This window comes from Nodosilinea nodulosa PCC 7104, assembly GCF_000309385.1.
Lineage (GTDB): Bacteria > Cyanobacteriota > Cyanobacteriia > Phormidesmidales > Phormidesmidaceae > Nodosilinea > Nodosilinea nodulosa.
This window is the reverse complement of the sequence record NZ_JH976537.1, coordinates 892,260-906,217: the sequence shown is the minus strand read 5'-3', so window position 1 is coordinate 906,217 and position 13,958 is coordinate 892,260. Positions and strand designations below refer to the sequence as shown.

The window sequence follows — 13,958 nt, the reverse complement described above, 5'->3', positions numbered from 1 at the left end:
GAAAGGGCAATCCCTATTATTCCAGGCCGGGCTGCCCGGAGCCTAGTCGTTCTACCACGGCGGGCGGCAGGTCGCGCACCAGGTGCAGCCGGAAGGGGTCGGCGCTGACGGTTTCTACGTAGGCCGATCGCAAAAAGGGCCGATAGTCTTCCCGCTGGGCCAGGTACACCTGGCCGAAGGCCACCACCAGCGACCTGTTGACTCCCTGCGTGGTGGCGATCGCCTCGTCAATGCCCTGCTCCAGGCCAGCGTCGAGGTACAAGAATCGGGCAAACAGCTTGGTAAAGTCGGGGCCGTGGGAGGTGTTTTCGCCCAGATACAGGTAGCGATCGCGGCCCCGCAGCCAGCTAAAGGCCGCCACCTGCTGGGGCACCACCGGGGCCAGCAGATCGACCTCGCCGCCCAGCAGCATCACGGGCACGGCCACGTCGGCCAGGCCCCGAGGGCCAAACAGGTTCGACACGGGGGCAAAGGCCATCACCAGCTGGACGCGATCGTCCTGGGTGCCCTGGGCCAGGCGCGCCATCACCGCCTCGTCGTCGCGCAGTTCCAGGGCGCGGCATTCGAGCACCATGGCGGCGTCGATCAGCAGGTTGGCGGCGGGGTCGCAGCGCTGGGCCAGACGCTCAAAGTCGATTTTGGCCCCACCTACGGCCAGCGCCGTGTAGCCGCCAAAGGAGTGGCCCACCGCCGCCACCCGGCTCACATCCAGCCGTCCGCCAAAGGTGCTGCCGTTGAGGCGATCTAGCTCATCGAGCAAAAAGCTGATGTCGAGGGGGCGATCTAAAAAGTCGCGCGCTTTAAAGGTTTCGCTGTCCAGCCCGGTGAGCATGGCCTGCTTTTGGGTGCTGTTGCTGCCGATGTGGTCGGGCAGCGCCACCGCAAACCCGTGGGAGGCCGCGTGGGCGGCCAGACCAAAGAAGGTGGTGCGGCTGTCGCCCAGCCCGTGGGAGATCACGATGACCGGGATGGGGCCGCTGCCGGGCAAATTCTGGGGGATAAAGACATCGGCGGGGTAGGTGCGGTTGCGCTCTGCATCCACCAGGGTGAGGGAGATCTGGCGGCTGCCGTAGGGACCGGGCTGGGTGAGGTCGGGCAGCGCCGCCAGATCCAGGGGCGGCGGCTGGGCGGCCTCGGCCTGGGACTGCTGCTCTATGGCGGCGGCAATGGCCCCGGTGGCGGCGGCTTCGGCCCGCACCTGACGGGCTAGGGCCATGGCCTGGGATACATTCAGCCGCATCTCGCCGGTCGGGAAGTGGCGGACGATATCGATTAGCGAAATCTCGCCGTCCTCGGTGGCGGCGGCTACGATCGCCGCCCGCAGTGCCTTGCCGCCGTTGAGTCCGGCCTCGGTTTGGGCGACTTTGCCCAAAAACTGCAGGCTGCGATCGCCCATGGGGCTGTTAAACCACTGGGAAATGGGCACCACCTGGACCGCTCGACTGCGGGACAAAATCGCTTGCAGGCCCCCGATCTGGGCGGGGTTCAGCCGCCGCAAAAACGGCGCCAGCTGCCGATCGACCGTGCCGGTGGCCGCAAAATTCACCAGCGACTCAGTGGGAATTGCGCGGCTAAAGGGACCAAACTCTAGCACCACCTGCTCAGCCGCCCGGAGCGGCAGCGCCACTAAGAATGTTGTGGCCAGACCCAGGGCAAGGGCGGCAAAAAACCTGTAGGTTCGGGAGCGGAAGATCATAGGGCGGTACTGGGATAGCGATAGCTGCTGGCATTCTCGCCCAGAACTCTCTGGAAATTCTATGAACTCAAATAGAGGGGCCATACAAACAGGGTGCGCCACGCCGTGGCGCACCCTGTTTGCGGTTGTGATCTGAGCGATTTGGAGGGTCTAGGGTCTAAATGCGATCGCTCTGCTGCGGCACGGCCACCGGAACCCCGTGCTCGGCGTGGGAACCGACCACTTCCTTCATGGTGAAGGCAATCAGAAAGGCCACGACGATGGCCACACAGCCCAGCATCTGAAAGAACAGCTTGTCGCCCACCACCCCTTCAGGCAAAAGGCTGTACACCGTCAGGTAAACCACCGCACCAACGTTGCCGTAGGCCCCCACGTTGCCCGCAATCTGCCCGGTAATGCGGGGCTTGATCAGCGGCACAATGGCGTAGGTTGCCCCCTCGGTGGCCATCACAAAAAACGATGCCGCCATGGTCATGATCACGACAAAGAAGATGGGAATGCCCTGACCAAACAGGCTGAACAGCAGATAGCCGATGCCGGTGCCCGCCATGGTAAACACCAGGGTGAGCTTGCGGCTGCCCAGCTTGTCTGAGAGCAGACCGCCCCCCGGGCGAGCGACCAGGTTCATAAAAGCGTACATGCCGGCCACAGCCCCGGCGGCGGCGGCGGTGAGGCCAAAGCCGCGCTCGAAGTAGGTGGGCAGCATGGATACCACGGCCAGTTCCGAGCCAAAGCAGGCGACGTAGGCCATTTCCAGGTTGAACACCTGGGAAAACCGATAGCGATCCTCCGGGGCGTAGCGCTTTTCGCCGATCATCAGCGGCTTGTTGGCCTGCCAGATGTTGTAGGCCTGAAACAGGTAGAGGCCGAGCAAAAGCACCCCAATGATGGCCAGGGTTTCCAGGGTGATGAACTTAACCTTGGTCAAGCGCCAGGCAATTAGCCCCAGCACGCCGACCAGGGGAATGTTGGTCGCCAGCAAAAACCAAAAATCGCGCTGGCTGGTCACTTCCATCCCGGCGCTGCTGGGGGGGGCGCTGGTAGACTTTGCCCGGCGGAGTATCGGTGACGCTAAAGAAGTAGACCACGCCGTAGCAGGCCGCCGCAAGGCCGGTGAGGGCGATCGCCAGCCGCCAGTTTACCTGGCCCGCCGCCAAAAAGCCCAGCGCCGCCGCGATCGAGGGCAAAGTAAAGGCCGCCCCGGCGGAGCCGAAGTTGCCCCAGCCCCCGTAGACGCCCTCGGCCAGGCCAATCTCAGGCTCCTCGAACCACTCGGCCACCATGCGAATGCCGATCACAAAGCCGCAGCCGACAATGCTCAGGGCCAGGCGAGAGTAAACCAGCTGCTCGAAGTTTTGGGCCAGGGCAAAGGCCAGACAGGGAATTGCCGCGTACATCAGCAGGCAGGAGTAGGTAATGCGCGGCCCAAAGCGATCGAGCACCATGCCGACAATGATGCGGGCGGGCACCGTCAGCGCCACGTTGCAGATGGCGATGGTGCGCATTTGGGGGTCACTCAACCCCAGATCAGCCTTAATGGCCGTCGACAGGGGGGCAAAGTTAAACCAGACCACAAAGGTTAAAAAGAATGCAAACCACGTCATGTGCAGGATTTTGTACCTGCCGCTAAACGACCATATGCCAGCCATAACCACTCAACTCCAAAATAGAAACAGAGACCTCAGACAGACCAATTCAGCTTCAAAAAACCTTGGCCAGTAATGAATATTCTCAGCCGCTGACCCAGCTGAACTAGATGAAAACCGCCGAAAAACCATTCAGTATCGATGGAAGACACAAATGGTTTCGCCACCGTTCAAGCCCGCTTTGGCGCAAGTCAGAGCTTGCCCAACACGCTAAGTTTTAACCATATGGGGCAACCTGCAAATGCGATTCGCCCTAGGCATAAACAGTAAGGGGCTATAGTGATGTGCTTTGTGTCAACGCCTACAAAACGGTTGAGCTAAATGACTTTTCTGCGCTGCAACAATGCATTTATTGCAACATCGATCGGCTGGCCCAGGGCTAAGCGATAGTAGATTCTGAAGTTTTTGAAAAGTTCTGTAGCCATGACTACAAAAAGATAGACTAGAGGGAGACCATTCCCTTTTTAGTCCAGTCCCATGAAACCCCAAGACCCCACCGTCGCCACTGTCCTGCACCGGCTAGAGCTGTTGTCCACTGTAGCGGCAGTCTTTGCGGCCGCCACCTTTGTTGGCGCGGCCACTACCCTGGTTGCGATCGAGCAGGCCCAAACCTCTCCCCAAAGTTCTGTCATACCCAGCGAAGCCGCGCTCTGGCAGGGCCTGGGCCAGAAAGATCGCTAGCCAGACAGCTGACTTAAGGCAGGCCTGGAAGCGAAAACACCCGAAAAATTTCAAGTTTTCTCAAGGGCGCAGGCCAAAGGCTGTTGGGGTGCCCAGCAGCACTTTAATTTCTTTCTCAGTCAATGTTAATGGTATCTTAGGCTACATTTATTTGCCTCTCAGCCTGACCCCGCATGGTAGAGCCATAGACCACAAAGCAAGCAAAGCTAAACCCTTTGCAAGGAGAATCCTATGAAACGCTTTTTGATGGCTGGCTTAACGATTGCGCTCTCTACCCTGTCGCTGGCGGCAGCGGCCAATGCGGGGCAAACCAATCTCAAAAACCCTGCCGCCGATCTAAACGGCGACGGTGTTGTCACCATTGGCGAACTGGTTCTGTACAACCGCGACCAGCGCCAGTCTTAGCTGGCGTCTCAGCTCGCTCGCTTCTATTGGTAGCCCAGAGGCCCAAATCGCAAGGTTTGGGCCTTTTCCGCGTCTGGGTACTGGGCCAGCTAGAGGCAGGGCGTTTGGGGTGAGTAGCTGGAGCAATCCGGTTCTAAACCTCAAGGGAAAGCTGCACGTAGTCTGGCTCCCCACCTGGTTCCAGGTTGGAGAGGGTGAGGCCCAGCAGGCGCACGGGCTGGCTGCGATCGAGGTGAGTCAGCAGCAGGTCGCTGGCCCAGGCCAAAAGGGGAGAGTCGGGGCCGATGGCGGCAGCGAAGGTGCGGCTGCGGGTGATTTGCCGGTAGTTGGCGTACTTGACCTTGAGGGTGAGAGTGTGGCCCCGGCGGCGCTGCTCTTGCAGGCGAGCGATGACCTCGTTGGCGATCCGCTCCAGGGCTTCGGTCATGGCGGCCAGGCTGGTCAGGTCGGGGGAGAACGATCGCTCGGCCCCAATCGATTTGCGAATGCGGTTGGGGTTGACGGGGCGATCATCCTGGCCGTGGGCGACCCGGTAGTAGAATCGCCCCACCTTGCCAAAGTGCTGCACCAGATCGGCCTCGGACCACTGACGCAGGTCGGCCCCGGTGGCAATGCCCAGGGCGTGCATTTTGCGGGCGGTGACCTGGCCAATGCCGTGGAATTTTTCGATTGGCAGGGCGGCCACAAAGGCTTCGGCCTGCTCAGGCAAAATCAGGGTCAGGCCATCGGGTTTGTTTTGGCCGCTGGCCATTTTGGCCAGGAACTTATTGATCGACACTCCGGCGGAGGCGGTGAGCTGGGTGGCGGCGCGAATGTCGGCCTTGATGCGGCGGGCCAGCGCCAGGGCGGAGGGTTCCTCCAGGGCGTTGACGGTGACATCCAGGTAGGCTTCATCCAGCGACAGCGGCTCCACCAGGTCGGTGTAGCGGTGAAACACATCGCGAATTTGCCCGGAAACATCCCTGTAGACCTTGAAGCGGGGCCGGACAAAGATTAACTCTGGGCAGCGCTGCTGGGCGATGCGGGCGGGCATGGCGGAGTGAATGCCGTACTGGCGCGCCTCGTAGCTGGCGGCAGCCACCGCCCCCCGCTGCTCGGGCCGACCGCCCACCACCAGCGGCTTGCCCCGATACTGGGGAAAATCTCGCTGCTCCACGGAGGCGTAGAAGGCGTCCATGTCAATGTGGAGAATTTTGCGCATGGGGCAGGCTGAGGTCACCTGGCGAAGGAAAGCGGCGAAAGAGAGCGGTGCAGGAGCAAGCCATGGCGGGTATACCCCCCCTGGGGCAGAGGGCTTTTCCCACCTGTGGAATCGGCGGTTTGGAGAGATGATCTTAAGTATAGAAAGACCGGGCAGCAAGCAAGGGAGTTGGCAGTATGGTTACCGGATGGTCGTCGCAAACATCGCCCTTTTCTCAGCAGTCAATGTGGAACTTAGGCGCCGCCCAGGCCCAAATGGAGGCGATCGCCGCCGCTCTGATGCCCCTGGCCGTAGCTCCCTCGGGCCGAGTGCAGGTGCCCTCGATAGAAATTGAAAACACCCCCACCGCCCTGATCGTCACCGCCTTTCTGCCAGGGGTCGATCCTAAGGCTGTCAACGTGCGCGCTACGGGCAAATCGCTGACCTTTTCGGGCCAGCGGCAGTCAGGCTACCGCAGCCCCCTGGTTCAGAGCCTGGGCATTAACTATTTTCAGCAGACGGTGCCTCTGCCCGAGCGGGTGCGCGATCGCCAGATGCAGGTGGCCTACCACCAGGGCGCGATCGTGGTGACATTGCCCAAGCCCCAGGGCTGGAGTCAGCGGCTCGGGCAGGGCTGGCAGCGGGCCCGAAACTGGCTGGGGCGATCGCTCAAGAATCTGGGCCAGCGCCTGTTAGAAGATCGGTAACGGAATCTAAAGCCTAGGTAAGAAAAAGCGTCGGGTGTCGCCATCTGATCGACACTGGTTTTACGACCAGACCTAGGATTAATTCCATTTTATGAGTGACTTCGACGATTTTCTCCGCCACAAGTACGCCTACGTGGCCATTGGTGAGTTTAAGCCCGGCTGTTTCAGCGAAGCCCGCCAGCTTTACGAGAAGGCTGTATCTACCTACAGCGAAGGTTTTCAGGGGGCATACCTGCTGCAAGAGCCCGGCAGCGATCGCGGTATCGCCATCATCCTGTGGGACAGCATTGAGAAAATGGACGGCCACCAGGACGCCGTCTACCAGCAGACCCTGGGCAAAATCGCTCACCTGTTCGAAACTCCGCCCGTGACCGCCTTCTACGAAGTGTGCAGCGAAATCGGCCTACCCCAAATTTTAGCCACCGCCGGGGCCGCCGGAGCGATCGGTCGCTGACCGGCCCGATTCGGAATTCCCGATGTGGAGCTTCGAATCAGGGTTTTGGGGCCATTGTGCCCGAGCCAGTTTGCCAAAGCCAGTTTGCCCGAGCCAGTTTCTCAGGCAGGCCAGCGAAAAGTTGCCTAAGGCGGTGGCCTGCGCGAGGCTTTGGGCGATCGCGAGCCCCCGCCGGGCTGGCAAACGCCGCGCGCCGCAGGATAGCGGTCGGTTCAGCGAAGCTTTGTGTTTAAACGCAAAGCCTTTAAAAAAATCGCTCCAGTTTCTAAAACTGGGATAAGCTAATTGGCGACGTTCGCTGCTCCTACGATCGCGATTTGAACCATGAATGGGCGACTCCGCACTCTGCCACGGCTGTCTTTTTTTTCTCAGTTCAAACCCGGTTGGGTGAGGGCTGTAATCTCTACACTGACCGGGATGATGACGAAATGGCCTCGCCCTAATGCCCTGCTGGGGCTGGGCCTGGCGACGACCTTTGCGGTGGCAATGGCGATGCCCCGCGCAGTGCCCCCCGCCGATGCCCAGGACCTCACCGCCGCTCTCTGGACTCGGGCCTCTTTCCCGGTCGAAAACTTTCAGACATACACCTCTCCCTTTGGCTACCGCAACGATCCCTACGGCGGTGGCTCTCGGTTTCACTACGGACTGGACATGGCCGCCCCCAGCGGCAGCTATATTCGCAACTGGTGGGCTGGGAACGTGCTCTGGGTCGAGGGTGATGGGGCCTGCGGCACCTCGATCGCCATTAAGTCGGGGGACTGGACCCACATCTACTGCCACATGCAGGGCCGGGTGGAGGGCAGTGGCCCAAGCAAGGTTTTAGTCGATCGCGACGGCGGCATTCAGCTGCGGCCGGGGCAGTCGATTCCGGCTGGGGCCCGCATCGGTCGGGTGGGTATGACCGGTCGCACCACCGGGCCGCACCTGCACTGGGGCCTCAAGTATCAGGACAACTGGGTCGACCCGGCCCTGGTGCTGCGAGCCATGTACGTTGGCCAACAGGCGGCGCTGTAGGCGGCGGTGCCCGACTGGCTAGGGCGGTCATGGAAAACCTGGCTGGGGCTGTTAGTGGTGCTGGCGGGCCTGTTGATTCCTTCCCCTGTCTGGGCCGTCGATAGCCACCCGCCCTTGACCGTCGATCTGCTGCGCCAGCGGCTGGCGGCCCCGGTGCAGCGGGAGGGCAGGCCCGCCATTGACCTGCGCTACTACACCATCGACCTGCGCCCCGACAGCGCTCTCAGCGATAGCTTCTACCGGCTGCTCAGCGGCGGGCTTCAAAAACCCGCCACTGCCCCAGCGCTAGATCTCAGCTACGCCGTTGTGCAGGGCGATCTGGACCTCCAGCGGCTGGGCCAGCGCGAACCCCTCTACGGCGATACGCTCTCGCCCCTGCTCAGCCAGGCAGGGCGGGCACAGCTCAAGCGCGATCGCCAGCGCCTGCTCCAGCTCAGCCGACTCTCCCAGTCGCTGCTGATTCAGGGGCAGGGCAGCAGCCAGCAAATTTATTTATTCAAAGCGCCGCTGGTGGCGGTGCAAACTCGCTTTAGCGGCCAGGTGCTGGGGGGCGACACCTTTTTTTTGGGGCGGCTGCTGGCCAGCGGAGCGGTGTTTGAGCAGGGGCTGGCGGTGGCCGGAGCGCGGTTTAACCGGGCGGTGAATTTTTCGGGGGCCGACTTTCGCCAGGGGGTGCAGGCCAAGGGCAGCCTGTTTTTTGATGTCGCCCGGTTCGATCAGAGTCAGTTTCGCAGCGGGGCTAACTTCCAGGGGGCCGAGTTTAAGGCCAACGCCAACTTTAGCCGGGCGGTGCTGGCGGGCGACCTCAACTTTAGCCGGGTGCAGTGGCAGGGGGTGACCGACTTTGCCCGTACGGTGTGGCAGGGCAGCGCCTTTTTTGTGCGCAGCTACTTCGCCAGGGGGCTGTTTTTTACCGAGGCCCGCTTCGATGCGCCGCTGGTGCTGCGCCAGGCCCGCTTTGGCGAGCCGGTCAACCTGCGCAATGCCCTGGTCGGCAGCGACATCGATTTGGGAGACGCGTTGTTTCCCCCGGCGGCCTACCTGAACGTGACAGGTCTGGAGTTTAGCCTGGGCCAAACCCAGATATTGGGCACCCCCGGCAAGATTGGCCGCGTGTTTTCGGTGCCGCAGCTGGCGGGCAACGAAACCCTGCTGCGCAATCTGGAGCGCAACTTTCGCCGCCTGGAGCAGATTAGCGACGCCAACTACATCGCCTATACGGCTGAGCGACTGCGGCTAAAGGCCTGGCAGCAGCGGCTGCTGGGTACCAACATCAACACCGCCTCGGTGCTTGCCCTGGTGCGGGTGGGCTTTACCGAGGCCCAGGCGGCGGCGGTAGTAGAGCAGCGGCAGACCCAGACCTTCCTTGGCACCGAAGGGGTGCTGAGCGTGCCGGGGGTAGACCTGGCGGCGTATTTGAAAGTGCGCGATCGCATCTTTGCCCGCGATCGGTTCCCGATTACCCAGCGGGTTGCCCTGGCCCTGCGCTGGCTGTGGCTGGGGGGGCTGGTGGTGCTGAGCCGCTACGGCACCAGCTTTGGCCTCACCTTTGGCCTGGGGTTGGTGGCCATTCCCACCTTTGCGCTGATGTTTTGGCTGGTCGATCGCTACCGCCGCCGCCGCGCCACCCCCATTCTGCCGCCGCTGGCAGAGGGGCTGTGGCTGGCCGGGGGTTGCGGCCTGCTGCTGGGGCTGGGGCTAAACGCCCTGCTGCGGGCCGCCGACTACCCGCTGTTGACCCTGGGGTTTTTGTTTATGCTGCTGGTGCCGGTACCGGCGGTGCTAATTGGTTTGGTGATTAAGCAAGGCCGCTACCACGACCTGATGGAGGAGAGCTACTTTGTCGAAGACGGTAGTATGCGCCAGCTCCGGCTGCTGATTGCCCGCCTGCCGGTAATCCCCAAGTTCCCGTTTTTTCGCGATCGCTACACCTACCTGCTGCTCGATCGCCGCTGGAACTGGCTGAACTATCTAGACTTCAGCCTCAACAACTGGCTCAAGTTTGGCTTTAATGACATTCGATTACGAGACCAGCAGGTGCCAGGGCTGATTACCGCGCTCGTGTGGTATCAATGGGGACTGGGTCTGCTCTACACAGCGCTGCTCCTGTGGACGCTTTCGCGCACCATTCCGGGGCTCAACCTCCTGATTTATTTCTAACGTCGCTGTTGGCTATCCATTGACTGCTTACTTCCCCCGTGATCCAACCCTCATCCTCAGACCTCAACCATCAGGCTAAATCCGATCTGCGCCGCCGCCTCATCAGCGCCCGCCAGAGTATTCCACCCCAGGTGTGGCGGCAAAAAAGCGATCGCATCTGCGCCCACCTGCTGAACTGGAGCTACTTTCGCCAGTGCCGGGTGATCTTGGCCTACACCAGTTTTCGCCAGGAACCCGACCTCAGCCCCCTGACCCAGCATCACCAGCACTGGGGGCTGCCCCGCTGCGTCGACAAAACCCAGCTGAGCTGGCACTACTGGTCGGCCAACCACCGCTGGCCGCTGCGCAAAGGGGCCTACGGCATTGTCGAACCCCACCCCAGGTCGCCCCAGGTCGACCTGTCCCTGGTCGATCTGGTACTGGTGCCCGCCGTCGCCTGCGACGTGCGCGGCTACCGCCTCGGCTACGGCGGCGGCTACTACGATCGCCTGCTCAGCAAGCAGCCGTGGCAAAGCATTCCCACCGTAGGCATTGTCTTTGAGTACGCCCGCCTACCCAGCCTGCCCAAAGACGTGTGGGACAAACCCCTGGCCGGTGTCTGCTCCGAAAGCGGCCTATTTTTAGGCGAAAAATAACCCCCTCACCCCCTCACTCCCTCACCCCATCACCCCCTCACTCCCCCACCTCCCCACCTCCCTCCCTCCCCCACCCGGCAACCACCGCACCGACTGGCTCACCAACTATCCCTTTCCCATATTTGGCCAGGGTTGGGAGGCGGTGATGCCCAAGGAATGGCCAAACAAAGGTGACACTGTCATCGGCAACGACGTCTGGATTGGCTACGGCGCTACCCTCATGCCTGGGGTGCAGGTGGGAGATGGGGCGATCGTCGCATCCCAGGCTGTTGTCACCAAACCTGTGCCCCCCTACGCCGTGGTAGGCGGCAACCCCGCCCAAATCATTCGCTACCGCTTTGACGATGCCACCATTGAGGCGTTGCTGGCGCTTCAGTGGTGGCACTGGGATATTGAAAAAATTACCCGGCACCTACCCAACCTTTGCGGGGCTGACCTGCATGCGCTGCAAAACACCCCGTGAGGCATGGGTTGATCCACCGTCAAGAACGAATAGCTTAAAGAACGAACGGGTTAAAGCAGCCCGTTGACCTGCTCAACGGCGTCCTTCCAGCTACGAGCTTTTAGGTTCAGGACGTTTCGCAGATTTCCAAGGGTTTTATATTCTTTTTTCAGGGCTGCCTCGGTCCAAACCGTTTTATCTACGGGTGGCTGGGGCTTGACCGCCACCTGGGCCAGTTCCTGCTGCGCTTTTAGCAGCCTCACCTGGCGCTCTAGGCGGGCTACGGCCAGTTCGTCCAGCCTTTGCAGTTTTTCCTCGGTGTCTACGTAGGCGCCATAGTCTTGCTTGGCCAGGGCGTCCTGCTGCTGAGCCAGCAGCGCCTCTACGATTGGGGCCAGGTCTATCTCGGGCTGTGTCTCTCCAGCCTCTAGCTGGCTAGGTCCCATACCTTCGTAGGCGTCCGCCAGGGCTTCCAGGGTGGTCGTAAACATGTTTTCCTGGGCCTGGGCGGCCTTTACCGTCGCTACCCCAGCGGTAAATAGATTCTGCTTAATCGCCTCAAACTCTTGCTGCCGCTCAGACCGTTGCTTCATGATTCAACTCCCGTGTACTCCCGCTCTAGCTGCTCTAGCAGAGTGCGGAGCTGCTCTGGCAAATGAACTCGCTGCTCTAGGCTGACAGCTTGGTAAGCCTGGGCCAGCTCCGTCATATCCTGGTCGTACTCAGTCTGCAACACACCAACCTGCTGATAGACCTCTCCTAGCTTATCGGTGGAAAGTTTGAGCTGCTCCATGACTTCCCGGTTCTGGGCCGTTAGCGTTTCTACTTGGCGAATGGCCCGGTTGCGCTGCATTGTCATATTGCCCAATCGACCTCGCATTGAGTTGCGCGATTTGATCGCACTCATCAGTCGCTGCAGCAGGTTTTCATTCTCTTGTTTGCGCTTGATAGCTTTTGCTGAGGCTTTTTCAGCCGCTTGCTTTTGGGCCTCCAGTTCAACATCGGCTGCTTCGAGCTTTTGCCACAGCTCATCTACTTGCTTGCGACGACTTTCTAGCTCGTCCATTCGCTGAGCCAGATTGTGCTGATGGGCTAAAGATGCTGACACAGCGTTCTGAGTGCGATTGAGGTTTTTCATAGGGTGTTTTAATTCCTGCCGGTCCTACGGGCGCATGGCCCTTCTGTAGGGTGCCCCCGCTGCGCAAAGCAGCTTCACCTACTTTCTTAGGTTGTTTTTGCAAATTGGGTCTAGAAATAAGCCGCAATTCATTGAGACTTCACGGCGCTGTGGGACCTAAAACCGCTTACATTAACGTTAAAAAGCCTGTTTTGGCGTTCTCAACCGAAAAATCTGCGTTATTCTTTGGGCACATCCCTCCCGGTGGCTGAGAGCATGAAACGGCGCGGCACAGTCTATGGTTTTGTTTTGGCGATCGCGGTGGTGGTGCTGTTGGCCTGGCCCCTGGGTCTGCGTGCCCCAGCCCAGCAGAGCACGAGCGCTTCTCCGCCCCTTGGCGGTATGGTGCGAGAGTATGAGCTGGTCACCATGCCCACTGCTACCGCCTACTCGGTCTACACCGCTAACCCCACGACTCCCCACCAGGTGTGGTACCGCATCTACGGGGGCGACGCCCTGTTTCGGCAGCGGCTGCGAGTCTACCAGGAAAACGCTGGCCCGCGCCCGATCAATCAGCTGCCCCCCGAGTCAGAGCTGAAGCAAGAGATCACCAACAACAATTCCACCGGCTGGTTTCGCTTTGCCCCCGAGACCGGTGTGTTTACCTACTACTTTGATGGCGACAATCGGCTGTCGGCCAGCAGCCCCTGGCGCGATGCCTTTGGCGTTAAGGTAAAGCGCACCCGCTACAGCAACGGCAACCGCTACGACGTATCCTTCGAAGACCAGGACTCCCTCGACGACTTTAACGACCTCAAGCTTGAGGTCGTCATTCTTCAGCCAGTGTAGTTCTGCATCTGCGTAGTCCTACGCCTGCTTACTTCCGCCGGGGAGCAGCAGGGGAGTGCTTTAAAGCAAAGATCACCAGTCTTGGGTGCGCCCTATGGTGTAGAGCGCACCCAAGACCAGTAGCTGAATTAACTTTGTGGGGGAACCGTTTGCGGCACAGTTTCCGCCGACCCTGGGCACATTTGCTCTAGCTTATCGGTGCCAAAGTCTTTAGCAACCATTTCGCTAAAGGTGGGCAACATAGCCGCCCCAGGGGAAGAGTAGTGCGCGATTGGCCCCTGGCTGCGAATGGTGTTACAGACTATGTGCACATCTCGCTGAAGTTCGCCTAGAGCGGCGTTTGCCTCAGCCAGCTGCGATCGCATATTTACCCACACGGTAAGGCATGCAACCCCGCCCAGCGTAAGCCCTGTGATCACTAAGGGAAGCTGAATTCTATGGATTTGGCCAGACCCACGCTCTAGATTGCGAGCGACCCCATTGTCCAAATTGCTAGTCGTCATAGCGAAAAACATCCTGAATGATAGAAATTGCACCAGCCTAAACCGACCCATGCCCAAAGGAAGCAGACGGCTGCCGCTCCCCTTGGGCAACTTCCCTAGCCCGATAGGGCCTGCACCACCCAGGCATTGCCCTCGCGGCGCAACACCCGCACGTAGGAGCCAGCTGGCAGCCTCACGTTCTGCTCGCACTTGCCAAACCAGTAGGTGGCCTGATATTTGATTCGGCCTGGCCGCAGGGGCGAAATCTCGGTGTCAACGATGGCAAGATCGTCTGTGCTAACGGCGGCGTCGGGTTGATTAGACCGCTTTAACCAGCCCCAGGCCTGTTCGATACTGCGGGGTTGAGCATTCATATTCATAATGATCTTCCTTGCAAAACAACGGCAGAAAGCAGCCCGACACACCAGCACCCGATCGCCTTTATCACCCGAGGCTAGGACGCCTTGGGACTTGTGGCGGGTTGTTGAAA

Annotated in this window: 14 protein-coding genes and 2 pseudogenes; 9 read left to right on the top strand and 7 right to left on the bottom strand. The window is 60.4% G+C overall.

What is annotated here, in order from left to right; all coding sequences use genetic code 11:
- Positions 1-16: 16 nt before the first annotated feature.
- The gene (locus LEPTO7104_RS32645; RefSeq protein WP_017297247.1) at positions 17-1,696 is read right to left on the bottom strand and encodes an alpha/beta hydrolase; all 1,680 of its coding nucleotides are present in this window, start codon (positions 1,694-1,696) and stop codon (positions 17-19) included.
- Positions 1,697-1,853: 157 nt separating this feature from the next.
- Positions 1,854-3,345, bottom strand: a pseudogene (locus LEPTO7104_RS43490) (NarK family nitrate/nitrite MFS transporter).
- A gap of 474 nt (positions 3,346-3,819) precedes the next feature.
- Between LEPTO7104_RS43490 and LEPTO7104_RS0103940 the strand changes: the two are divergent.
- Both LEPTO7104_RS0103940 and LEPTO7104_RS41135 read left to right on the top strand, forming a co-directional pair.
- A complete protein-coding gene (locus tag LEPTO7104_RS0103940; RefSeq protein ID WP_017297246.1) occupies positions 3,820-4,023 on the top strand; it encodes a hypothetical protein in 204 nt (67 codons plus the stop codon).
- Between the two features lie 231 nt (positions 4,024-4,254).
- Positions 4,255-4,428: a hypothetical protein gene (locus LEPTO7104_RS41135; protein WP_017297245.1), complete on the top strand. Its 174-nt coding sequence runs from the start codon at positions 4,255-4,257 to the stop codon at positions 4,426-4,428.
- Between the two features lie 133 nt (positions 4,429-4,561).
- Here the strand turns inward: LEPTO7104_RS41135 and dinB are convergent, their stop codons facing one another.
- Positions 4,562-5,629 (bottom strand): DNA polymerase IV, encoded by a 1,068-nt coding sequence (gene dinB, locus LEPTO7104_RS0103930; RefSeq protein ID WP_017297244.1) that lies wholly within the window; start codon positions 5,627-5,629, stop codon positions 4,562-4,564.
- A gap of 176 nt (positions 5,630-5,805) precedes the next feature.
- Here dinB and LEPTO7104_RS0103925 point away from each other — a divergent pair, with 176 nt between their 5' ends.
- From LEPTO7104_RS0103925 to LEPTO7104_RS32635, 6 genes and pseudogenes are all read left to right on the top strand, one after another.
- On the top strand, positions 5,806-6,315 hold the full coding sequence (locus tag LEPTO7104_RS0103925) for an Hsp20/alpha crystallin family protein (RefSeq protein WP_083886995.1): 510 nt from the start codon (positions 5,806-5,808) through the stop codon (positions 6,313-6,315).
- A 91-nt stretch (positions 6,316-6,406) separates the two neighbouring features.
- Positions 6,407-6,769, top strand: a complete 363-nt coding sequence (locus tag LEPTO7104_RS0103920; protein WP_017297242.1) for a hypothetical protein — start codon at positions 6,407-6,409, stop codon at positions 6,767-6,769.
- Positions 6,770-7,189: 420 nt separating this feature from the next.
- Complete coding sequence (locus tag LEPTO7104_RS0103915) at positions 7,190-7,783, top strand: M23 family metallopeptidase (RefSeq protein WP_017297241.1); 594 nt, start codon at positions 7,190-7,192, stop codon at positions 7,781-7,783.
- A gap of 6 nt (positions 7,784-7,789) precedes the next feature.
- A complete protein-coding gene (locus tag LEPTO7104_RS0103910) occupies positions 7,790-9,943 on the top strand; it encodes a pentapeptide repeat-containing protein (RefSeq protein ID WP_017297240.1) in 2,154 nt (717 codons plus the stop codon).
- Positions 9,944-9,981: 38 nt separating this feature from the next.
- Positions 9,982-10,578: a 5-formyltetrahydrofolate cyclo-ligase gene (locus LEPTO7104_RS0103905; protein ID WP_017297239.1), complete on the top strand. Its 597-nt coding sequence runs from the start codon at positions 9,982-9,984 to the stop codon at positions 10,576-10,578.
- A gap of 79 nt (positions 10,579-10,657) precedes the next feature.
- Positions 10,658-11,041 (top strand): annotated as a pseudogene (locus LEPTO7104_RS32635) (CatB-related O-acetyltransferase); the annotation flags it as partial.
- Between the two features lie 50 nt (positions 11,042-11,091).
- Here LEPTO7104_RS32635 and LEPTO7104_RS0103895 read toward each other — a convergent pair.
- Together LEPTO7104_RS0103895 and LEPTO7104_RS0103890 are read right to left on the bottom strand one after the other, a co-directional pair.
- A complete protein-coding gene (locus LEPTO7104_RS0103895; protein WP_017297237.1) occupies positions 11,092-11,613 on the bottom strand; it encodes a hypothetical protein in 522 nt (173 codons plus the stop codon).
- Complete coding sequence (locus LEPTO7104_RS0103890; protein ID WP_155523509.1) at positions 11,610-12,128, bottom strand: hypothetical protein; 519 nt, start codon at positions 12,126-12,128, stop codon at positions 11,610-11,612. The genes LEPTO7104_RS0103895 and LEPTO7104_RS0103890 overlap by 4 nt, the downstream gene beginning before the upstream one ends.
- Before the next feature lie 255 nt (positions 12,129-12,383).
- Here LEPTO7104_RS0103890 and LEPTO7104_RS0103885 point away from each other — a divergent pair, with 255 nt between their 5' ends.
- A complete protein-coding gene (locus LEPTO7104_RS0103885; protein WP_155523508.1) occupies positions 12,384-12,986 on the top strand; it encodes a hypothetical protein in 603 nt (200 codons plus the stop codon).
- 128 nt (positions 12,987-13,114) lie between these two features.
- On the opposite strand, the gene LEPTO7104_RS0103880 is transcribed toward LEPTO7104_RS0103885, so the two are convergent.
- Both LEPTO7104_RS0103880 and LEPTO7104_RS0103875 read right to left on the bottom strand, forming a co-directional pair.
- The gene (locus tag LEPTO7104_RS0103880) at positions 13,115-13,489 is read right to left on the bottom strand and encodes a hypothetical protein (RefSeq protein ID WP_155523507.1); all 375 of its coding nucleotides are present in this window, start codon (positions 13,487-13,489) and stop codon (positions 13,115-13,117) included.
- Positions 13,490-13,584: 95 nt separating this feature from the next.
- Positions 13,585-13,848: an NfeD family protein gene (locus tag LEPTO7104_RS0103875; protein ID WP_155523506.1), complete on the bottom strand. Its 264-nt coding sequence runs from the start codon at positions 13,846-13,848 to the stop codon at positions 13,585-13,587.
- Between the last annotated feature and the right edge of the window lie 110 nt (positions 13,849-13,958).

What these genes read in the sequence shown, in the direction of transcription:
- LEPTO7104_RS32645 (WP_017297247.1), bottom strand. Translation starts at nt 1,696, where the DNA reads ATGATCTTCCGCTCCCGAACCTACAGGTTTTTTGCCGCCCTTGCCCTG.
- LEPTO7104_RS0103940 (WP_017297246.1), top strand. Translation starts at nt 3,820, where the DNA reads ATGAAACCCCAAGACCCCACCGTCGCCACTGTCCTGCACCGGCTAGAG.
- LEPTO7104_RS41135 (WP_017297245.1), top strand. Translation starts at nt 4,255, where the DNA reads ATGAAACGCTTTTTGATGGCTGGCTTAACGATTGCGCTCTCTACCCTG.
- dinB (WP_017297244.1), bottom strand. Translation starts at nt 5,629, where the DNA reads ATGCGCAAAATTCTCCACATTGACATGGACGCCTTCTACGCCTCCGTG.
- LEPTO7104_RS0103925 (WP_083886995.1), top strand. Translation starts at nt 5,806, where the DNA reads ATGGTTACCGGATGGTCGTCGCAAACATCGCCCTTTTCTCAGCAGTCA.
- LEPTO7104_RS0103920 (WP_017297242.1), top strand. Translation starts at nt 6,407, where the DNA reads ATGAGTGACTTCGACGATTTTCTCCGCCACAAGTACGCCTACGTGGCC.
- LEPTO7104_RS0103915 (WP_017297241.1), top strand. Translation starts at nt 7,190, where the DNA reads ATGACGAAATGGCCTCGCCCTAATGCCCTGCTGGGGCTGGGCCTGGCG.
- LEPTO7104_RS0103895 (WP_017297237.1), bottom strand. Translation starts at nt 11,613, where the DNA reads ATGAAGCAACGGTCTGAGCGGCAGCAAGAGTTTGAGGCGATTAAGCAG.
- LEPTO7104_RS0103880 (WP_155523507.1), bottom strand. Translation starts at nt 13,489, where the DNA reads ATGACGACTAGCAATTTGGACAATGGGGTCGCTCGCAATCTAGAGCGT.
- LEPTO7104_RS0103875 (WP_155523506.1), bottom strand. Translation starts at nt 13,848, where the DNA reads ATGAATATGAATGCTCAACCCCGCAGTATCGAACAGGCCTGGGGCTGG.